This is a genomic window from Kocuria sp. WRN011, assembly GCF_002295155.1.
GTDB lineage: Bacteria > Actinomycetota > Actinomycetes > Actinomycetales > Micrococcaceae > Kocuria > Kocuria carniphila.
In genome coordinates this window covers 215,458-234,146 of sequence record NZ_NSGI01000002.1, presented here as the reverse complement: position 1 = coordinate 234,146, position 18,689 = coordinate 215,458, and the positions used below count along the sequence as shown (strand labels likewise).

Sequence of the window (18,689 nt, the reverse complement as noted above, 5' to 3'; positions counted from 1 at the left end):
TGGGCTCTAACGACACCTCACGCGCAGCGCGGCGCCGTGCAATGTAGTGCGACGCAGTGCCAGCCGCGTACCGGCATCAGCGCCGCAGCGGCCGCGCTCACCGCCCGGAAATAATCGATGTCGCCCGGGCCACCAACGGTGCGGGCAGCACGCGGGTGAGGGCCTCCACCGCGTGGAAGGTGCGAGGTGCCACCACGCGGGAACGGCGCTTGTCCACTGCGGTCATGGCGGAAGCCACAATCTGTTCCGGGCTCATCGCACGGCCGATCTTCACGGCACTGGAACCGACCACGTCGAAGAACTCGGTATCCACGGGACCAGGGTTCACGCAGGTCACCAGCACACCTGACTTGCGGGCCTCAACGCCCACGGCAAGAGTGAACCGTTCCACGAACGCCTTGCTGGCGCCATACGTGGCCATGTAGGGAATGGGCTGGAACCCGGCCACAGACGCAATGTTCACGATTGCGCCGGTGCGCCGCGCGGTCATCGACTGAAGCGCCTCGTGGGTGGTGGCCATCAGAGCGGTCATGTTGACGGTGGCTTCTTCGAGTTCGCGATCGATGTCCAGTTCGGCGAAAGCACCGTGCGTGCCGAAACCTGCATTGTTGATCAGGATGTCCAGCGGGTTGGAGCGAATCACGTCCACCAGGGTGGAGATCCCGTCCTGCGTTCCCAGGTCAGCGGCCACGATCTGCGCAGCACCGTCGGTCACGGTTTGAGACAGTTCAGTCAGCTTCTCCGTGCTCCGACCGGTGATGATCACCTGATAGCCGCGCCGGTGCAATTCGGTGGTGAAAGCGCGGCCAATTCCTCCGGTGGCACCGGTGATCAGAGCAGTTTTAGTCATGCCTCGATGGTACGCTCGCGGATTTTCTTCCGAGCCGCAGTGACCGCTTCCCGGGCGTGGCGCACGCCGGTGTAAGCGGTGTAGCCACCGGTCGAAACGGGCAGGTCCCATGTGCCCGCAAACGATACCGGCGAGCCACCGAACGACTTCTTGAAAGACGTGAATCCGTACCACTCGTGCTCTGGACCAGCGCCCTCGGGTGCGGTGCCGAACAAGTCGAACCACGCGAGGCCTTTCTCCTTGGCGTCCATGATCATCGTGACCACCAGCGGGATGCCCGCTGACAGCTTGCGGTGACACTGATCCATGGCCGCGTGGGCGTAGGTGCGGGTGTCCGAGGAGTCGTACACGAGCGAGGCCGCAATGGGCTCGTCCTCGAGCTTCGCGAGATAGATCGCGGCAGCGCCGGCGGGCATCAGCGACCGGGCTACCGCGCGCAGGTAGTCGTCGTGCTGGCGGTTGAAATCCTTGCGCTTGGCGGTGTCGTCCAAGAACTTCAGGAGGTAATTGACGTCCTCCGGGTTGGATGAGCGCTCAATCGTCACACCCTTCTTGTGGATGTTCCGGTACAGATTTCGGTTGGTGGACTTCATGTCCTTGAGCAGCTCTTTCTCGTCCTTGCTGAGGTCAATGAGCTGCGTGTGCGAAGGCTGAACCTGACGCGGGGCAACCTTCATACCGCGGCGGCGCAACGAAGACTTCTCCGTTTCCAGACCGTCCACGAAATTCGCATTGGCCGGTTCCACACGCACGAACCAGCACTTGTGCTCCTTGGCCACGCGCGTGAGGTCCGCCAGAGCGGCGTCGAAAGCCTGTGGGGAATCCGCCTCGGGACCGTACGGGCAGTACAGGTACCGGCCCGTGCGCCCGCCCTCGACCGTGGCCAGGTAGCGCCACCCGTCTCCGGAGGCCTGGACGACCTGGTGTCCGATGCTTCGCTGAAACTCTGCCCATTCCTGGGACTGCAGGATATTTGCCACGCGTCCACTGTACCGACCTGCCGCTCAGGTCAGAACGCGCAGCGCGGATTCGGTTACGGCACGGAGCAGGTGCCGTTGGGAGACAACTCCTCGGCGGTGGTCAACATCGCGGGGGAGGCCGGCACGGGCACCGACATGCCCACGCCCACACCACCCGGCGCGCCGGCCACACCACGGGCCGGAACGCTCGACGACGACGCCGCCTCAGCGCCGTCGTCCGTTGCCTTCTCGAGCACGCCCTGGAGATCGGACTGGAACAGCTCGAAGTCCGGGTAGGTGGGGAAGGACTGGTCGTAGAACGGTGGGCCCACGGCATAGGACTCGAGGTCGTGGTTCTTGGCCTTCATGGCCACGTTGACCAGGGAACCGATGGAGGACTGCGGAATGTCTGTCTCGATAATTTCTTCACCCGAGTTGGCCAGATCCTCGAACTTGGTGGCCACGTTGACCGGATTCAGTTGCTTGAGCATTGCGGCCTGTACGCAACGCTGGCGCGCCTGTCGGTCATAGTCCGTGGCGCCCTCGCGGGACCGGGCGTACCAGAGGGCGTGATGGCCGTCCATGTGCTGCACACCGGGTTCGATCCAGCCCAAGATGGGGTTCGGCAGACCGGTGTCCATGTTGGTGCCACCGCCCATGGGCACGCGTCCACCCACGTCCAGGGTGATGCCGCCCAGGGCATCAACCAGCGACTCGAAACCGTCCATGTCGATCAGCACGTACCCGTGGATCTCCAGGCCGGTGACGCCCTCGGCGGCATCCTTGGTGGCTTCTGCGCCGGGGTCGGCCACGTCCGGATAGAGGTTCTGGTGATTCTGCATCACGTCCGTGTAGATCGCGTTCATGATGCACTCGTCGCCGCAGCTGAACCCGCTGGGGTACACGTCGTGCAACGGGGAATCTTGCGGGAACGGCACGTTCTGCAGGTTGCGGGGCAAGGACACGGTCACAGTGCGACCGGAGTCCGCGTCCACGCTGAGCACGGTCATGGAGTCGGGGCGGCGGCCTTCGCGGTCATCACCGGCGTCGCCGCCCATGAGCAGGAGGTTGTAGCGCCCGTCGTCCGGGGCGAACGGTAAACCGCCGCCAAAGATGTTGGAGACCGCCCCCCGCGCCACCGAGACCAAGTGGGCGGCATAACCCAAACCACCACCGGTGATGAGCATGGCCAGCACGGTCACGATGACCACGGCGCGGCGGACCTTGTCGCTCAACAAACCTGGTCTGATCAGGCGGAGCGTGTCGAACCACAGGAATACCCAGCCCAACGCGAGGCCCAGCAGGCCGAACATAAGAATCCACGAGGTGACCGAGTTGGTGAGCAGCCAGATCAGCGCGGTCTTCCACACGAGCCACAGCAGGGCAGCGAAGAGAATGAGCGCCCACACGGTTACGGTCACCCGGAGCGCCAAGCGTCCCAACGGCCTGCGTCCGGCCACCAGCTGAGCGGAGCCGGGAACCAGTGCGGTGGCGCCCAACAGCCACCACGCGCGCTTGGTGCGGTCGGCCGGTGCGGCGAACTTGGGGTTGATCAACGGATCGGCCACGTTGGAGCGCTTCTTGCGCGGGCCGCTACCGGGATCGCGGGTCGCGGAAGCACCGTGGAAGGTTTCTTCCGCGTAGCCACCATCCGGGTGAGGGGCTCCGGCCGTGGGCGGGTAGGGGATACCCCCTACCTCGCTCGAGGATGATCCGTTCACGTGCAACTCCGTGCTGATGGGGAAGGCGGTGTTGCGGCCGGCTCACGCGGGTGATTGTGGGAATCACCCTCTCGCGAGTCACGACGCACTGCGGTTATTGTGCCGCTACTGGCTGAATCCTGGCCGAAAATCGACCGGGCAAAGCACTGCTACTCCTGAGTCGTGGCGCCTCGCAACACCGTGTCCCGCAGCGCCTGACCCTTACGGTGAGCGGTCTCGGACAGCTCCCGCGCGAAGTTCTGCAGGTTGTCGCGCAGGTGCTCGGCGGACGTGTCGGTGGCCGAGGCCAACACACGAGCGGCCAGCAGACCGGCGTTTCGGGCACCCCCGATGGACACGGTGGCCACGGGAACACCCGCGGGCATCTGAACGATCGACAGCAGCGAGTCCATGCCGTCCAGGGTCTTGAGCTGGACCGGTACACCAATCACCGGCAGGGGTGTGACCGAGGCCAGCATGCCCGGCAGGTGCGCCGCGCCGCCGGCACCGGCAATGATCACCCGCAGACCACGTTCGTGAGCGGTCTGGCCGTATTCGAGCATTTCGTGCGGCATGCGATGAGCGGACACGACATCCGCCTCGTACGGAATGCCCAGTTCTTCCAGGACCTCCGCGGCCAAGCGCATGGTGGACCAGTCCGAATCCGAGCCCATGACCAGTCCGACCACGGGCGCCCGCAGCTGCGACAGGGGGGTCGCGCCCCACGTGGGGTGCGCCTTGCCTTCGGACTGGATATGAGTGGGCTCTTCCGATCGGTCCTCACCGTCGCGAATGATGCCCGCCGCACGGGTCGCAATGCGGCGCAGTTCGGCCGTCTCATCCGCGGATCCAACCACGTTCACGTGCCCGATCTTGCGGCCGGGACGCACCGACTTGCCGTAGTTGTGAATCTTGGCGCGCGGCTCGGCGGCCATCGCGGCCGGGTATGCCGCGAAGAGGTCCTGATTGTCGCCGCCCAAGAAGTTCTTCATCACGGCAACATCCGCGTTGACCTCCGTGGCACCCAGCGGCCAGTCCAGAACGGCACGCAGGTGCTGCTCGAACTGACTGGTCACGGAGCCGTCCATGGTCCAGTGCCCGGAGTTGTGCGGGCGCATGGCCAGCTCGTTCACGGCAAAACCGGCGCCGTGGCCGGGGGTCTCGAACAGTTCGGCGGCCATCACGCCGGTGACGCCCAGTTCCTGGGCGAGCATGATGGCCGCTCCCGACGCCGCCGCGGCCACTTCCGGGTCCAGGCCGGGTGCCGGGGCGATCACCTCATCGCACACGCCGTTGACCTGCACGGACTCGACCACGGGCCACGCCTTGGTCTCGCCGGACGGTGTGCGCGCCACCAGAGCGGACAGCTCACGTGTGAACGGGACGGCTTCCTCCGCGAGCAAGCCATCCTCGGAAGCCTGAGCGAACCACGCCGGGACCGGATCCTGGTGGACTGCCTGAGCGTCGTCGAGCTTCAACACGCCCTTGCCGTCGTAGCCGCCGCGTGGCGTCTTGAGAATCAGCGGCCATCCGGCCGTCTCGCCGAAGGCCAACAGCTCGTCCGCGGTGCGCACCTGGGCCCACTGGGGATTGGGCAGACCGAGCTTCTCCACGGCCTTGCGCATGACCAGCTTGTCCTGCGCGTGCACCAGCGCCTCCGGGCCCGGCTGCACCGACACCCCGGCTTCCTGGAGGGCGCGCAGGTGCTCGGTGGGTACGTGCTCGTGATCGAAGGTGACCACGTCCACCTCTGAGGCGAACTGCCGCAAGGTGTCCAAATCTTTGTAGTCCCCAACGGGGGTGGTGCGGACGGCGGCCACGGCCGAAACGTCCGGGCCTTCCGCCAGGACGCGCAATTCCACGCCCAGCTCGGTAGCGGCGGGTGCCATCATGCGGGCCAGCTGGCCGCCTCCGACAACACCAATGACAGGACCTGTAATGGGGAAACTCACGTTCCCCAGGGTATCGCCACAGCGGGCCACCAGCTATTTAGGAGTAGGATGCAGCTCAATATGCGGGTAGATCACGCACTTCTGCGGATCACCCATGAGCGTGCAAGTACCAGCGCGCATGACTTCCCCGAGCGACGGAAACCGAGAACCATTCGTGAATAGCATCATGGAACGCGCTGACGCGCTGTGGCACCTGTTCGTCAAAGAACTCATGAAGTTCGGCGTGGTGGGTGCGCTGGCGTTCGTCATTAACGCGACGCTCACGTGGATCCTGATGCACACCCCGTGGTTCGAGGACAGCCACATCAAGGCCAAATTCGTGGCCACGGTGGTGGCCATCCTGTTCTCGTGGGTTGCCAACCGCTTGTGGACCTTCCGCGAGAAGCGTCAAGCGGACAAGCGGCGTGAGTTGGTCCAGTTCTTGGTGGCCAATGGCATTGGCCTGGGCATTGAAATGGGCTGCTTGTTCTTCAGCTACTACGTGCTGGGCCTGCAGTCGGCCACGGCGTCCTTCATCTCGGGCACGATTATCGGCACCATCCTGGGCACCATCTTCCGGTACTTCGCCTACCGGTTCTGGGTCTTCCGCCAGGAGCTCGATGAGGACCCGGATTTCGCGGGCAGCCGCGAAGAAGAGTTCGCGTTCATCACCGGTCAGATCCCCGTGGTGCAGCGCAAGGACGAGACGGCCCACCAGGACTCGGACGCCTCATCCCGCTCTCGCACCGATTCGGACGCCCCGCCCAGCCAGATCTGAGCCGGAACTGACCGTCCGAATCGAGTCTGTCGGTCTGGTCCCTCACTCGCCCGACAACGGGACCGCCTTCTCCTGCGCCAGGACATCCGGCGTAACATCCGACTCGTTTGCGGTCAGCAACACAGCGCCGTCGCGCAAGAGCAGTCCCAAAGTGATCAACAGGGCACGTTCTTTCCAGCCGTTTTTCAACGGCACATACACGGTGTGGTCCTCGACCGCCGACGCCGCTCGCTCGGCTTCCCCCAGCAACTCACCGTGCGTGATTCCGGCCTCTGGCAAGGCATCATCGCCGTCCTGAGGTGCTTCCATTCCCATGTACGCGTCCGGAAATGATCGGACTTCGGCGCAGAAGTCGATGACCGGATCCGAAACATCTTCCTCACACGCGAAGGCCAAGGCCGGGGAGGCGACGGCCAGGACGTGTTCGGCCGGAACGCCGTCGTTGAGGTGACCTTCGAGCGCGGCGTGGACGGCGGCGTCGTCGGCGGAATTCTCACCGAACCGTACCGAGGCACCAACCCGTAGGGCGGCGAGGGTGAGAACTACGAGTCGCCAGTGTTGGCGCGGGGAAACGGTGATGAGTTGGCCGGACTCCACGTCCAATTCGTCGACCAGGAGGCTTGCGGATTTTTCGACCCAGTTGACGAGCACGCGGCCGGAAAGCTCAACACGTTCGTCCCCGTTGCGCCAGATGAGCGCGGGTGTGGGGCGTTCGGAAAGCTGGGCCAAGGCCTGTGCGAAAGTGGCCGGTGTGCGTCTCACGCAGAAACTCCTTAGGGTAAGTGACGGTCCCTCGTCCACACTGACGGCACGCCGGTCAAATCTGCAAGTCCGCCGAACCCAGCTTGACTCAGCAGGACTTACACGCGTGTAATTAGGGGGTCCGCTTCGGGCCAAGCGGACCAACCCTTCGCCTGGAGCGGTTGATTTCCCGCGGCCCAAATGGGCGGGTCACGGGCACCACATAGCTTTTGCGTCGGACGGAAGGACTGACATGGGAGAGGCCGCACGCCGCCACTTCAACGATCAAGAGGACACCGCCGAGCAGGGCCGTCCGAACGCGCACGAGGTGATCCCCGCAGATTGGTTCGTCGATCCCGTGGATCAGGCTCGTGGTGGATCCACCATGGAAGTCACCACCCTGGACGATCTCGCAAGCGCCTTCCTGGCTGCGCATCCCGAATCCGCAGGCGATGTGATGTTGCGATCCGATCGCCGCAAGACCACCGATTCCGAACCCGTGGCGCAGACCCCCGCGCAGCCGCCGGTTCCGCAGAATCTCACCGACGTGGACGTCCACGACCCGCAGAGCGTGGACGCTTCCGTGTGGCAGGCCGTTGCCGGCCTGTACTCCGTGAGCGAGGGCGACGCCGAAGGCGAACTCGCCTGGCAGACCGACGCACTGTGCGCACAGACAGACCCCGAAGCTTTCTTCCCCGAAAAGGGCGGCTCGACTCGCGACGCCAAGCGCGTGTGCGAGGCGTGCCCCGTGAGCGGCGAGTGCTTGGACTACGCGATGTCCAACGATGAGAAGTTCGGCATTTGGGGCGGGCTCTCCGAACGCGAACGCCGCAGGCTGCGCCGCCGGGGACGCTGAGTAAGCGCATGAGCGAAGAACTTCCTCAGCGCAGCTGCAGCCGCCAGACCTGCTCCAGGGCCGCCGTCTGCACCCTGACCTACGTGTACTCGGACTCCACCGCGGTGATCGGTGCGCTGTCCGCCCGTTCCGAACCGCATGCCTACGACCTGTGCGCTTTCCATGCGGACCGCATGACCGCCCCGCGCGGGTGGCGTGTGGTGCGTCTGGAATCACCGGACGGCTGGAACCGCGATGACCTGGGCGCCATGGTCGAGGCCGTGCGCGATGACGAGCCGGCCGCGCGGCGTCGTCCGCAGTCACCGCAGCGGCCCGGAATGCGGGCCCCCGGGCGAGTATTGCGGGACGTTTCATTCAATCGCGCGCCGGCCGAAACCATTGGGGACGATCAGCCCGGGAGCGAGCGCGAAGTGAAGCCGCAAGCCGCACCGGAATTCCGGTCCGCGCCCATGCCGCAAAGTATGCGGCGCGCCCACCTGCGTCGCCCGTAATCCATCCGAAGTCAACTTGTTGTTCAGCGGGTAACCGGGCAGTCTGGGGGAGATCCAGCCACGCGAAGTGAGGTTCACCATGGCCCCCCATTCCCCCCGCAAGAGCACCTGGCGTTCGCGCGCCGTCACCGGTTTGGCGGGTTTCAGTGTGCTGGCCCTGGCCGCGTGCGGTACAGGTTCCGGGGGCGACGGCGCTGCGTCCGGTTCACCGAGCGACGGTGCCTCGAATGCTACAGCCACCGAGGCAGCTGGCGAACCCACCGTGACCGTGGCCCCTGCCGCGAACACCACCATGGTCAATCCCGTGGACCCGGTCACCGTGACGGCGGACCAGGGCAAGCTCACGGATGTCTCGGTCGTTTCGGATGACGGCCAAGAAGCCGCCGGGGAACTGTCCGAGGACGGAACCACGTGGACTTCCACCAAGCCACTCGAATTCGACTCCGCCTACACCGTGACGTACACGGCGGATAACAACGGCCGCACCGCGGAAGGCACGTCCGCGTTCTCCACCGTGGACGCCGCCCATGAAATGGACGTTCGCATGAACGTGCGGGACGGCGGCACCTACGGGTTGTGGCAGGTCGTCGAATTCGATTTCTCCGAACCGATCCTGAACAAGGAAGAGATCGAGAAGGCCGTCCTGGTCACCGGCGGCGGTGACCAGGACGGCGCCTTCCGCTGGTACTCGGACACCAAGCTGCGCTATCGCCCCGCCGAACCGTGGGCCCCGGATTCCAAGGTGAAGGTGGCCATCAAGTTGCTCGGCAAGGACGTGGGCAACGGGATGATCGGCAACGAGAACCAGACCGTGAACTTCACGACCGGTCCCGAACACCGCGCGTACGTGGACAACAACACCAAGACCCTGGTGGCCTACGAGAACGGCAAGAAGACCGGCGAATGGCCCGTGACCTTGGGCAACCCGGAATGGCCGTCGACCACGGGTAAGAAGGTCATCATCGAGCAGGCGGAATCGTATGAATTCAAGCCGTCGTCGCTGAACCTCTCACCCGGGGACCCGCACTACTACGAGCCCTTCAACGCCTCCAACGTGGCTCGACTCACGTGGAGCGGCGAGTTCATCCACCAGGCCCTGCCCTCTGCCATGCCGGTGTTGGGCTACCAAAATGTGTCCCACGGTTGTGTGGGTATGCCCGTGGAGGGCGCCAAGTACATTTTTGACACCTTCCGCCCCGGTGACATGGTGGAAGTGGTCAATACCGGTTACCCGCAGGCTGATCCCGACGACGGCTTTGGTGACTGGAACATTCCCTTTGACAAGTACTCAGACGAAAACTGGCACGGAAACTGGTGATATCCCCGGTGAGTTCTCCCACCACGGCGGTCAAGCGTCCCCGCGAGGCGAAATTTCGTCGCCTTCAACAAGTCTTTCTGGCGCTGACGTTCCCGATTCTCCTGATCGCCCTGGGGGTGCGGCTCGTGGCCACCCCGCTGTTCCTGTGGATCGAGTACCACCGCCCAGGGTTCCCCGCTGATCACTGGGGGATGACCACCGAACAGCGCATGACCTACGGGTCCTACGGGCTGGACTACATCATGAACTTCGCGCCGCCCGAGTACCTGAGCGGGTTGATCAGCGAAGAAGCCGGCATGTTGTTCCAGGACCAAGAGGTGTCCCACATGACCGACGTGCAACACGTCATCCAGTGGGGCTTCCTGGTCGCGTTGATTCTGCTGGTGCTCAGTGCGATCAGCTGCCTCTATCTGCACCGCCGCGCACCCGGCGCCGCGTCCGGTGCACTGTTCTTCGGAGCGTGGCTGACCGTTGCACTGCTGGTGATTCTCCTGGTCGTGGCGGTATTGGCCTGGGAGACGTTCTTCGCGCTGTTCCACTCATTGTTCTTCGACGCCGGTAGTTGGACCTTCCGCATCACCGACACCCTGATCCGGCTGTACCCCACCCAGTTCTGGATGGACGCGGCGATCGCGGTCGCCTTGATTGCCGTCATCGGTGCGTTCGTGACCATGTTGATCACGCGTCCGCGGATGCGTTCCGCCGCCCGCGGTGAACGTGCTGCCGTTGATGAGGGTTCCGGTCATGATGGCCGCGAAGAAACTGAGCACGAGAGGGCTGACGTTGAGGACTCCAACACGGAGCGCCAGGATGCCGACTCTGAACGCGATCAAACTCTTGGGAACCGGGAATCCGCGTCCGACCACTCGGCTAGCGAGAACCAAGGTGCACCGTCCGCAAAGGACAGGCCTAACCGCGATTCCGACGCTCGTTCCGCGCCCTGGGCCTAGTCGCTCGTTTCTCATAACGCCACCGCCCGCTGACACTGGGCGGCGTCACCCTCGCTTCTGAGGTGTCGCAAGGACCGCGCGTGACACCTCAGGGGCCATAAGAACCCCTTCGGACCATCCGGCGGGTCCTAATGTTGCACCAGACGCACCCCAGGGTTCTAGCGGCACCCAGCATGCGCACTCAACCGCCGACGCCGCCCGGTCCTGATCCCGACGCCGCCCGGTTCCGGCCCGCGGGCCTTGTCCAGTATTCGTGTCTTAGTGGCCCGCGTCCGTTCTGGGGCCCGTTCGAACCGTTGGAGACGTCTCATGTTTTGTCAGAGCCTCTGTAGGAGCACTGAGGGGTTCTAACGGCACACCCGGTGCGGGAGGGGGTCCTTGCGGCGCTTGGAATGACAATGGTGTCTTACAGGTCAGTGGCGAAGGGCGCAGACTGCTTCGTCCATGCGGACCCGCCATTGGATATTGGCGACCCTTGCGCAACCCTTAAACTTCAAGGGTTGCAGGGGGCCGTGTTGTAGTTGCGCGCCTAGATCCAGGAATCGAACCACATGCGCCCGCGCCAGTGGTCGTAGGGGATGGTCTGCCCGGTCCAGACGGGCCAGAAGAAGACGGCGCACACGACCACCAGACTCATGAACACGAGGGCAACGGTGGTCCAGCGGTGACCCCACACGGCGGAGATGAAGCGGTTGCGGGCTGCGGGCGTCCCTGCAGTGTGTCCGAACGGGGCGACTCCCACTCGTCCGGTCAGGACACCTAGTACTCCCACGATGATCAGCACCATGAACGGGAAGTACGCGAGCGCGTAGAAGTAGAACATGGTGCGCTCCGGGTAGAGGAACCACGGAAGGTACGCGGCGGCGTACATCCCCAGTAGACCTCCGAAGCGCCAGTCCCGCTTCACAGCCCACAGCACCAGCGCGAATATAACCGCGGCGATGCCCACCCACCAGATCACGGGGTTGCCCTGATTCAGGATCGCCTGGGAACACGAGTCCACGGTGCATCCGTCCACACCGCGCTCGGGGGATTCATAGAAGTAGGAGGTGGGCCGAGCCAGGATGGGCCACAGTGCAGGGCCGGCCATATAGGTGTGTTCGCTATCCAGACCCGAGTGGAACGAGTACGCGGCCACGTGGTACTCCCAGAGGGAGCGCAGCGCGGGCGGCAACCACAGCAGGCCTTCGCCCGGGTTCTGCTCGGCCCACTGGCGGTGATAACCGTTGGCAGTGGTGAGCCAGCCGGCCCACGTGATGACGTAGACGATCAAGCCGGTGCCGATCATGGCGACGAAGGCGGGCAGCCCATCCTTGACCACCGCGCCCCAGAACCAGTGCTTCACCCCGGCAATCCGGCGGGCATTCATGTCCCACAGGACCGTGAGAATGCCCAGTGCAGCCACCAGAAACAGGGCATTCCACTTCACCCCCACGGCGAGTCCGCAGGCCACACCGGCGGCGATTCGCCACCACCGGATCCCCAGCCACGGACCCAAGCCGTGGGGCGAGAAACGGGTGACCAGGCGGCGTCGTCCGTCGTCCCTGTCGAGCAGGAGGAACACGAAGGCCAGGAGCACGAAGAACATCAGGAAGATGTCCAGCAGCGCCAAGCGGGATTCCACGAGGTGGAGGCCGTCCAGGCTCATGAGCAAGCCGGCGGCGGTCGCGAGAGTGACGGAGCGGAACAACAGCCATGCCGCGGCGAAGATCAACGCGATGGACAGCGTGCCGAAGAGAGCGGCCGAAAAACGCCAGCCAAAGGGATCATCCGCGCCGAACAGCCAGAGACCACCGGCGATCAGCCACTTGCCCATCGGCGGGTGCACCACAAAGGACGGCTCGTCCAGATTGGCGGGGGGCTTGCCAGCGGCAAATGATTCGTCGGCGTTGGCGGGCCATTGTTGCTCCGTGCCGTTGAGCAGGAGCGAATAGGAATCCTTGAGGTAGTACGTCTCGTCGAACACCACGGCGTGCGGCCAGGAGAGATTGACGAACCGCATCACGCCGCCCAGCACGGTCACGATCAGCAGCGGAACCCACCACAACCTGGGCAATCGAGTCACGGCGGGTAGCAAAAGACCACGAAGGTCTGTGGAGGGGCCGCGGGTCACCGGCTGGGAAGCAGTCAGATGCACTCACTCATCGTAGGCGCTGGCTCTGAATAGGCCCTGTTCACGGGGAGTTTATGGCGGTTCTCAGCTGACGATTGGACAGGGTTCGTAGAGTACTGGGTGTGAGCTCGCAAGAATCTACGCCTCAGGAACCCCCCCAGTCTTCTCCGGAGCACGCCGATCGAGGCGCGGTGGTGGTCGTGGGCACGCCCATCGGCAACCTGTCGGACGCGTCCCCCCGCTTGTTGGAGATCCTCCGGACCGCGGATGTGCTGGCCGTTGAGGACACCCGCACGCTGCATCGCCTTGCTGCTGGACTGAATGTCCACTTCACCGGCCGCGTCATGACTCACCATGAGCACAACGAAAACGAGCGGGTTGCTGAGATCCTCGATTTGGTCCGTGCCGGGAAGGTCGTGGCCGTGCTGTCCGACGCCGGGATGCCCACCGTTTCCGACCCGGGGTTTCCGCTCACCCGTGCTGCTGCAGAGGCCGGCCTGCGGGTGACGGTGATCCCGGGACCCTCTGCCGTGCTGGCTGCGCTCGCGGTGTCTGGATTGCCGACCGACCGCTTCACGTTCGAGGGGTTCCTGCCGCGGAAGGCGGGGGAGCGGGCCACCCACCTCAAGACGCTGGCCGAAGAACGCCGGACCATGGTCTTCTACGAATCACCGCATCGTCTGGCAGCGATGCTGGAAGCATTGCGGGACGGGCTCGGAGGCGATCGTCAGGCCGTGGTGTGCCGTGAACTGACCAAACTCCACGAGGAAGTCCTCCGCGATGACTTGGCGGGCCTCACCGAGTGGGCGCAGAACAACCAGGTGCGCGGAGAGATCGCGGTGGTCGTCCACGGTGCAGCAGCGGCAGAGGCTCCGCAACCCGAGGACCTCGTGGGCGACGTCGAAAAACTCGTGGCCACCAGCGACATCAAACTCAAGGCCGCCGCCCGCCAGATCGCCACGGACGCGGGCGTGAGTACCCGCCAGCTCTACGACGCCGTGATCGCCGCCCGCGGTCAACGCTGACATGTGAGGCCGAGATGCGCAGTTTTTCTCGGCCGCTGACATTTTCGGCAGAGGTCCGCAAGAAACCGGCTGGTTTCGCTGCGGACATCTTCCTCAAATGTTCCTGACTGTGAACCTCTACCCGATATGTCAGCGCCGGAAGATCGACGCCGGCCACCACGTGGCACGGAACTTTTGGCCGCCGTTGGCCCGGTGCATGAGCTCGTCGTGCACTTTGCCAAGGTCCGCGGCGGACGCAGACGGCTTCCACGACGCATCCGGGGCGGCGTAGCTCGCGTGCTCCACATCCGCAACGATTCGATCCACGGCCTCCGACGCCGCCGGGATCCCCGCTGCCATGCGTCGAGCCCGCACGCGTGGAGTGTCCGATTCTTTCGGGGAACCGCCATGGTCCACGGACAGGTCCTCCAGCTCGTCCCACGCCGCGTTCGCCCGATCCTGGGGCGAGAGCGAGGAGTTGACCATGTCCGCCAACCGAGCCCGGCGGCGTCGTCCGCGCAAGAATCGCGGCAGGGCGGCCAGGAGCAGGAGAAGCAGCAGGACACCGCCGAGTACCAATGCCCAGACCGGAATCATCAGGGCGGTGCTGGTTTCCTGCTGCGCTTCGTCCGGCTCAGGGGTCTCGGGGGCGGGCGGCTGGCTCTGCTCGTCCGTGGATTCCGAGGTCGGTTCCTCCGGCTGCGAAGGCTCCTGGCTGGGCGTCTCATCGGGCTGGCCGGAGGCGTCCTGACCGGGCTCGTTGCCGGACTCGGGGGCGTACTCCGGGGTGGTGGGAATGCCGGGGGTGGGCTCGAATCGCACCCACCCGACACCCTGGAAGTAGAGTTCGGGCCACGCGTGAGCGTCACCGGTGCCCACCTCGAAGCGCTCGCCGCCCTGCGGGTCCCCAACCGGGGCCGTGGGCAGATAACCCACAGCCACGCGGGCAGGGATACCCACCTCGCGGGCCATCAGGGCCATCGCGGGGGCAAAGTGGCCGGCGTAACCGGTGCGGGTCTCCATGAACTGTTCCATGCTGTCCAGGCCACCGGCGTCATAACCCTGGGCGAGCGGGGCATTCACGTCGTACTGGAAGTTGTGGCGCAGCCCGTTCTGCAGCGCCAGGGCACGGTCGTAGTCGTTGCCGGCACCCTCCGTGAGCTGCTGGGCCGCGCTGCTGATCGACTCGGGCATTTCGTTGGGGAGCCGCATGTAGTCGGCCAGCTCATCGTTCGCGCCCGACGACGCCGCCGAACGCATCGCTTCCGGCGTTGCCTGCGGTGCCGAGGACGTCACGGTGAACGTGCCGCCGGACATGTCCGAGGCCGCACTGAAAACCGAGAGGTCGCGGGGGTTCCAGGACCAACCCTCGTTGCCGATCCCGGTGAACTCCGTGGGCGCGTACGGGGCCGGGAGCCAGTGTTCGCTGTAATTCTCGAACGTGACCTTGGTCGTGACGGGATCCTCGCGGGACACCGGGTTGGTATCGGGATCGGCGATGCTGTCCAACCCTTCCTCCAGGTTGTCCGTCTGCGGGAAGAACTCGGATTGGGAGAAGTCCGAGAGGGTCATGAGCCGCATGTGCTTGGGCTGCCCGTCAGAGGTGGTGTAGCTGAAACGCTGAACACGGTCGCTTTCCCGCAGGTCTTGACCGACCGCGCGCAGCGGACCCACGCCCGCGGCGCGCTCGGAGTTAAAGGAGCTTCCCTGGGGGAACGCACCGCTGAAGAATCCGGGCATCACCGTGGGAACGAGCAGTGTCACACCCAGGACACCGGCAATCACCAACAAGGCACGCGGCAGCCCGCCGGGAGTCGGCGCGATGCGTTGTTGACGGGTAGCACCCCACAACCTGGATCCGGCGAGCAGGGCGAGCGCGGCGAGGATCGCAGCACCCAGACCCCACATGGACACACTGCCCGGAAGGGTCAGGGCGGGAACCACGAGCAATGACAGGATTCCCACGCAGGCCAAACCCGCCATGCGTAGGCCCAGCAGAGCGGTTTCCATGAACACGGTCACGAGACCCACCAGGGCGCTCAACACCAGGGCCAGACCGGCGTTGTTTCCGTACGGCGCGGATTGTCGGGCCACGAAGGACCCGGAATCGCTCCACAGTTGCCCCGCTGCCGCAAAGGTTTCAGGGGTCGGAATGAACCCCAGCAGCGCGTGATCACTCAGGTGTAGGACGGTCAGCGCCAAGAGCAGGGCGGCGAGCCCCAGAACGGTCACCGCCGCAGAGGGTAAACGGAGCCACCGTGCGGCTGCGGTCACCAGTTGGACGATCACCACGGTGACCGCCACGGGCAGCACCCACCAGAAACCGGCGAGCGCGCCGGCCATACCCACGCAGCCCAGGGCGATGCTTGCCAGCAGCAGCACGTGCAGTGGGATGATCGCCATGCGCGGTGCACGCTGGTTCTGGGGTGCTTCGGGTGTCCGAGAATTTCCTGAAGCTCCCGACGGTGCGTCCGTACCTCGGGTGTCTCCGGCGGGTTCCGGACTGCCCCACGGGGTGGCCGGTGCGGCGGTGTGGCTCATGCGGTAGTCCTCGATCGGAAGTGCCCCATCACGTGATCCATGTTCAACTGTTCGACCCCGGGCGGTGCGGGCGGCGGATCCAGGAGGGTGGCGCCGTCCAAGATGGAGGTCCAGGCGGCGTCGATGTCCGTCCAGCGCGTCACGAGCACCACGGACCAGCCGGAGGTCTCCAGAATGTCCGCGCTCTCGGGGCGGGCCAGGGGAGGGTCAAGCACCATGATCACCGAACCCGCGACATTGCCCTTCGCGGCGGTCACGTAGCGGCGCGCGGCCTCCGCGGACAGTTTGCCGGTGATGAGCAGCAGCGGGTGGGTCAACGCTTCACGGTCGAAGCGGGCGGTCAGCGGATCAGTTGCGGCGTCCGGTTCGGGGCGGGACACCAACGCGGCCTGCGCCAAACCGTGCACCACCTCAAGGGCCGTGTTGTCCGTGACGGACGTGTCCCGCTGATCAGTGCTCTCCAAGTCGCCGTGCGGCAGCGCGCGTCCCTGGTCGTCCAGGGCGAAGACCACGGTCTCGCGGCGCGTCAGGTGGTCCAGAGCGGACGCTGTGGCGCGCGCACCCCACTCGAACTCCTCGGTGGACGGCAGAATGCCCGCCCACACACGCTCGCCGGGCCAGTGCTCCTGGGCCATGTCCAGCACGAGCACGGCCTTCCGAGTGCTGCGCGGATCTTCCTGGCGCACCATGAGTTCGCCGTGCTTCGCCGACGCCGCCCAGTGCACCCGTCGCATCGGGTCACCGTGGCGGTACTCACGAGTGGTCACGTTGTCGGGACCGGGCTGCGGCATGGCCCTCCGCGACGGATCACCGCCGGTTTCACGGACCCGGGACGCACCCAGCTCGGTGAGGTCTTCGGCATCCGGGGCGACCTGCAGGGTGGTGCGCTCGGCCACGTCCAACAGCTCGGTCACCACGCCGAACGGGTCCTGAACGCGCACGGTCGCCGGGCCCAGTTCATACATTCCACGACGCCGCGGGCGCACCGTGTACTCCACGGGCACGCCGGAGACAGGCACCGAGAAATCCTGGTTCTTGCCCAGCTGCGGGTCCACCCTCTCGTGGACTTCGACCGCAGCGCGATCATGAGTGGTCGAGCCGGAAGTCTCCGAGCGGCGTCGGGAACCGAACTGCGAACGACGCCGCACACGCAAGGCGACCGAGGCGGCGTCGCCAACCGTGACCAGCGCCGGATCCACGGACCGTTTGAGTAACACGCGAGGTTTGATCAGCCACATTGCGAGCGAGGAGAACAACGGGAGCATGCCCAGGAACAAGGACAGCGCGAGCACGTCCTTGCGGCCCAGCCACGTGGCGGCGGCCAGGCACACGACGGCCGCGACCAGGAAACACCAGCCGCGCACCGTGAACTTGGCGCGGGAATCGACCCGCGCCTCGGCAGTCGGGGCGGTCTTAGTCATCGAGATCCGGAGCCGTCTTCGGTGGGCACACGAACGTCGTCGAGAATGGTGCGCACCACGTCCTGGGCGCTGTCGGTGCCGGAGCGGCGCTCGAGCAGGAGGCGGTGGGCGAGCACGGGGACGGCAATGGCTTTGACGTCGTCCGGAAGCACGTGATTGCGGCCGGCCAGGGCGGCCTCGGCGCGAGCGGCCGCTTGCATCTGGAGTGCGGCGCGGGGACTGGCGCCCAGGCGAAGGTGCGGGTGGTTACGCGTGGCCTGACACAGGGACACGATGTAGCGGCGAACCGCGGTGGACACGTGCAGCGAGCGGACGTACTCGACCAGCTGGGTGGCCTGATTGATGTCCACGACCGGCTGCAGATCCTTGAGCGGGGAGCCCGAGCCGTGACCGGCGAGCATGTGCACCTCCGCATCCGCATCCGGGTATCCCATGGAAATGCGGGCGGTGAAGCGGTCGCGCTGGGCCTCGGGGAGCGGGAACGTGCCGTCCATCTCGACCGGGTTCTGCGTGGCCACCACCATGAACGGGGTGGACAGTTGGTAGGTGGTGCCGTCCGCGGTGACCTGCGATTCGGCCATGGCCTCCAGTAGCGCCGACTGGGTCTTGGCGGAGGCGCGGTTGATCTCGTCACCGATCACCAGGTTGGCGAACACCGGGCCCGGCTTGAACTCGAATTCGCGGCGCACCTGATCGTAGACGGATACACCGGTGATGTCGGTGGGCAGCAGGTCCGGGGTGAACTGGATACGGCTCACCGTGCCACCGATCGCGCCGGCCAGTGTGCGGGCCAACATGGTCTTGCCCACGCCGGGAACGTCCTCCACGAGCAAGTGACCTCCCGCCAACAGAACCGTGAGTGCGGTGCGGGTCTCGGTCGGCTTGCCGTCGATCACCGAATTCATGCGGTCCAGGATGGCTTGGGTGTACGTGGAGAACTGCTCCATGGTTCCTCGTCTCGTGAGAAATCGCTGTGTGGTTTGGTTCTTATTCTCTCGCATAGAAACGCGCTATGGGCCATGTTGAGCGGGCGAGC

General features: G+C 65.3%; 15 protein-coding genes and 1 pseudogene. 6 read left to right on the top strand and 10 right to left on the bottom strand.

Translation table 11 applies throughout. The features are described from left to right. Window positions 1-97: 97 nt before the first annotated feature. From CKW39_RS03815 to CKW39_RS15905, 5 genes and pseudogenes are all read right to left on the bottom strand, one after another. A complete protein-coding gene (locus CKW39_RS03815) occupies window positions 98-850 on the bottom strand; it encodes an SDR family oxidoreductase (protein WP_095796829.1) in 753 nt (250 codons plus the stop codon). After that, entirely contained in the window at window positions 847-1,830 is a 984-nt protein-coding gene (locus CKW39_RS03810) for a peptidoglycan bridge formation glycyltransferase FemA/FemB family protein (protein ID WP_095796828.1), read from the bottom strand. The genes CKW39_RS03815 and CKW39_RS03810 overlap by 4 nt, the downstream gene beginning before the upstream one ends. Before the next feature lie 53 nt (window positions 1,831-1,883). Beyond that, window positions 1,884-3,530, bottom strand: a complete 1,647-nt coding sequence (locus tag CKW39_RS03805) for an LCP family protein (protein ID WP_254049264.1) — start codon at window positions 3,528-3,530, stop codon at window positions 1,884-1,886. A gap of 149 nt (window positions 3,531-3,679) precedes the next feature. Continuing rightward, entirely contained in the window at window positions 3,680-4,183 is a 504-nt protein-coding gene (purE, locus tag CKW39_RS15910) for a 5-(carboxyamino)imidazole ribonucleotide mutase (protein WP_311198973.1), read from the bottom strand. An 87-nt stretch (window positions 4,184-4,270) separates the two neighbouring features. Then, window positions 4,271-5,401 (bottom strand): annotated as a pseudogene (locus CKW39_RS15905) (5-(carboxyamino)imidazole ribonucleotide synthase); the annotation flags it as partial. Window positions 5,402-5,627: 226 nt separating this feature from the next. Between CKW39_RS15905 and CKW39_RS03795 the strand changes: the two are divergent. Next, window positions 5,628-6,218, top strand: a complete 591-nt coding sequence (locus tag CKW39_RS03795) for a GtrA family protein (protein ID WP_095796989.1) — start codon at window positions 5,628-5,630, stop codon at window positions 6,216-6,218. A 42-nt stretch (window positions 6,219-6,260) separates the two neighbouring features. Here the strand turns inward: CKW39_RS03795 and CKW39_RS03790 are convergent, their stop codons facing one another. Continuing rightward, a complete protein-coding gene (locus tag CKW39_RS03790) occupies window positions 6,261-6,980 on the bottom strand; it encodes a TIGR03089 family protein (RefSeq protein WP_095796826.1) in 720 nt (239 codons plus the stop codon). A 232-nt stretch (window positions 6,981-7,212) separates the two neighbouring features. Here CKW39_RS03790 and CKW39_RS03785 point away from each other — a divergent pair, with 232 nt between their 5' ends. From CKW39_RS03785 to CKW39_RS03770, 4 genes are all read left to right on the top strand, one after another. After that, a complete protein-coding gene (locus tag CKW39_RS03785) occupies window positions 7,213-7,815 on the top strand; it encodes a WhiB family transcriptional regulator (RefSeq protein WP_095796825.1) in 603 nt (200 codons plus the stop codon). 8 nt (window positions 7,816-7,823) lie between these two features. Continuing rightward, window positions 7,824-8,306 (top strand): DUF3499 domain-containing protein, encoded by a 483-nt coding sequence (locus CKW39_RS03780; RefSeq protein WP_095796824.1) that lies wholly within the window; start codon window positions 7,824-7,826, stop codon window positions 8,304-8,306. Between the two features lie 79 nt (window positions 8,307-8,385). Next, entirely contained in the window at window positions 8,386-9,624 is a 1,239-nt protein-coding gene (locus tag CKW39_RS03775; RefSeq protein ID WP_095796823.1) for an Ig-like domain-containing protein, read from the top strand. An 8-nt stretch (window positions 9,625-9,632) separates the two neighbouring features. Then, on the top strand, window positions 9,633-10,574 hold the full coding sequence (locus tag CKW39_RS03770; protein ID WP_095796988.1) for a TIGR01906 family membrane protein: 942 nt from the start codon (window positions 9,633-9,635) through the stop codon (window positions 10,572-10,574). Window positions 10,575-11,103: 529 nt separating this feature from the next. Here the strand turns inward: CKW39_RS03770 and CKW39_RS03765 are convergent. Beyond that, window positions 11,104-12,639, bottom strand: a complete 1,536-nt coding sequence (locus CKW39_RS03765; RefSeq protein WP_254049262.1) for a dolichyl-phosphate-mannose--protein mannosyltransferase — start codon at window positions 12,637-12,639, stop codon at window positions 11,104-11,106. A 170-nt stretch (window positions 12,640-12,809) separates the two neighbouring features. Here CKW39_RS03765 and rsmI point away from each other — a divergent pair, with 170 nt between their 5' ends. Beyond that, a complete protein-coding gene (rsmI, locus tag CKW39_RS03760) occupies window positions 12,810-13,712 on the top strand; it encodes a 16S rRNA (cytidine(1402)-2'-O)-methyltransferase (RefSeq protein ID WP_371514544.1) in 903 nt (300 codons plus the stop codon). 129 nt (window positions 13,713-13,841) lie between these two features. Here rsmI and CKW39_RS03755 read toward each other — a convergent pair whose 3' ends face one another. The 3 genes from CKW39_RS03755 to CKW39_RS03745 are packed head-to-tail and all read right to left on the bottom strand — an operon-like array spanning window position 13,842 to window position 18,600. Beyond that, on the bottom strand, window positions 13,842-16,232 hold the full coding sequence (locus CKW39_RS03755) for a transglutaminaseTgpA domain-containing protein (RefSeq protein WP_254049261.1): 2,391 nt from the start codon (window positions 16,230-16,232) through the stop codon (window positions 13,842-13,844). Then, window positions 16,229-17,653: a DUF58 domain-containing protein gene (locus CKW39_RS03750; RefSeq protein WP_095796821.1), complete on the bottom strand. Its 1,425-nt coding sequence runs from the start codon at window positions 17,651-17,653 to the stop codon at window positions 16,229-16,231. Before CKW39_RS03750 ends, CKW39_RS03755 begins: the two co-directional genes overlap by 4 nt. Then, window positions 17,650-18,600, bottom strand: coding sequence for a MoxR family ATPase (locus CKW39_RS03745; RefSeq protein WP_095796820.1), 951 nt, complete (start codon window positions 18,598-18,600; stop codon window positions 17,650-17,652). Before CKW39_RS03745 ends, CKW39_RS03750 begins: the two co-directional genes overlap by 4 nt. Between the last annotated feature and the right edge of the window lie 89 nt (window positions 18,601-18,689).

What these genes read in the sequence shown, in the direction of transcription:
- purE (WP_311198973.1), bottom strand. Translation starts at nt 4,183, where the DNA reads ATGGGCTCGGATTCGGACTGGTCCACCATGCGCTTGGCCGCGGAGGTC.
- CKW39_RS03755 (WP_254049261.1), bottom strand. Translation starts at nt 16,232, where the DNA reads ATGAGCCACACCGCCGCACCGGCCACCCCGTGGGGCAGTCCGGAACCC.
- CKW39_RS03775 (WP_095796823.1), top strand. Translation starts at nt 8,386, where the DNA reads ATGGCCCCCCATTCCCCCCGCAAGAGCACCTGGCGTTCGCGCGCCGTC.
- CKW39_RS03780 (WP_095796824.1), top strand. Translation starts at nt 7,824, where the DNA reads ATGAGCGAAGAACTTCCTCAGCGCAGCTGCAGCCGCCAGACCTGCTCC.
- CKW39_RS03785 (WP_095796825.1), top strand. Translation starts at nt 7,213, where the DNA reads ATGGGAGAGGCCGCACGCCGCCACTTCAACGATCAAGAGGACACCGCC.
- CKW39_RS03750 (WP_095796821.1), bottom strand. Translation starts at nt 17,653, where the DNA reads ATGACTAAGACCGCCCCGACTGCCGAGGCGCGGGTCGATTCCCGCGCC.
- CKW39_RS03745 (WP_095796820.1), bottom strand. Translation starts at nt 18,600, where the DNA reads ATGGAGCAGTTCTCCACGTACACCCAAGCCATCCTGGACCGCATGAAT.
- CKW39_RS03795 (WP_095796989.1), top strand. Translation starts at nt 5,628, where the DNA reads ATGGAACGCGCTGACGCGCTGTGGCACCTGTTCGTCAAAGAACTCATG.
- CKW39_RS03815 (WP_095796829.1), bottom strand. Translation starts at nt 850, where the DNA reads ATGACTAAAACTGCTCTGATCACCGGTGCCACCGGAGGAATTGGCCGC.